Below are 1,531 nucleotides of genomic sequence, written 5' to 3' on the forward strand. Positions count from 1 at the left end.
GGTCGTACACCTGTAGGTTGGGTGTGGTTTCCATCCCAAAATCCTAAGGCCAAGGGAGAGGGGTGCGGAATGTCGGTAGAGGGGAAGGCCCAGGCCCTTATGGGGGGCGGGGGTGGCCTTGAGCTGGGCCCGCTTCAGGGCCTTCCGCTGCTCCCACATGGCGGCAAGCCCCTCCCCCTCCACCCTGCGGCTTGGGGCCTCCTGGGTGGCGTAGGGGAAGGAAAGCCCTTCCCTGAAGGCCAGGTGGGCGGCGGCGTAGCCGGCGAGGAGCATGGCCTCCCGCACCCAGATGCGGCTCTCGTGGGGCGGGAGGGGAAGGATCCGGATCTCGTCCCCCTCCACCCGCACCTTCACCTCGGGGAGGGAGATCTCCAGGGCGCCCTGGGCGAGGCGCCGCCCGCGGAAGGCCTCCGCCACCTCCCGCAAAGGAGCGAGCTCCGGGCGGCCCACCGCCTCGGCGTAGGTGAGCCGCTCCACCCGCACCCAGCTCGGGAAAATCCGCTCCTCCAAAAGCTCCCCCTCCTCGGAGACCCAAAGTTCAAAGGTGAGGGCGGGAGAGACGGGTTGCAGGCCGAGGCCCAGAAGGGCCGTGGCCTCGAGGGGAAGCATGGGCACGGTGCCCTCGGGCAGGTAAAGGTTCGCCCCCCGGCGCAGGGCCTCCTGGTCCAAGGGGCTTCCCGGGGCCACCAGGGCGGCCACGTCCGCCACGTGGACCAAAAGGTGGAAGCCCCCTTCCACCCGCTCAGCGTAAACGGCGTCGTCGGGGTCCTGGCTCCCCTCGTCGTCTATGGCGTAGGCGGGGAGGTGGGTGAGGTCCTCCCGCGCCTCCTCCGGCAAAGGCGGAAGGGAAAGGCGGGGGGCCTCCAGGGGAAGGCCAAGGCGCCTCGGGTGGGGGTTTTCCCTCCGCCAAAGGCCAAGCCGCAGGAGGAGGCCGTGGGCCGCCTCGGGGGTTTCGGGAAGGCCAAGGGCCTTAAGCACCGGGCTTTCCCGCCGCTCCCCCCAGGCCACCGCCTCCACCTCGGCGAGGAGGGGGCGGTCCTCCGGGGCGGGGCTTCCCGCCCTGATCCTCGCCACGCCCTCCTGGAAGACCCTTTCCTGCGCCTCCTTCTCCCGCTGGGCCCGGAGCCAAGCGGCGAGCTCCTCCGCCGTGCGGGCCCTCACCCTTTCCCCTTCCAGGACGAAGCGCTCTCCCCGCTGCGCCAGGAGGTAGGCCCCGTAGGCCGCCTCCGGGGTGTAGGCCCCGTAGACGAGCTCGGCGAGCTTCTTCAGGCTCACCACCTCCCCCTGGAGGAGCTCCCAGGCCGCCTCCTCCTCCCCTTCCGGCACCCGTAGCACCAGGCTCGCCGGGCCCGGGTGGAGGAGGAGGACGTCCTTGGGGCGCACCTTGAGCCTCTCCCCCGTGGCCAGGGTGAGCTCTAGGCGGTCCCCCTTTGCCTCGGCCAAAGCGGGCTTGCCTTTGTAAACGACGAGGGCTTGCTGGGCTTGCCTTGCAAAGGTCAGGAGGACGGGTGTATATCTCTCTCCTGATGGG

Annotated in this window: 1 protein-coding gene; it reads right to left on the reverse strand. The window is 70.4% G+C overall.

What is annotated here, in order from left to right; all coding sequences use genetic code 11:
- A partial coding sequence (locus L0D17_RS13055; RefSeq protein WP_243095686.1) for a ribonuclease catalytic domain-containing protein occupies window positions 1-1,443 on the reverse strand: 1,443 nt, incomplete at its 3' end.
- Window positions 1,444-1,531: the final 88 nt, after the last annotated feature.

This window comes from Thermus thalpophilus (assembly GCF_022760915.1).
Taxonomy (GTDB): domain Bacteria; phylum Deinococcota; class Deinococci; order Deinococcales; family Thermaceae; genus Thermus; species Thermus thalpophilus.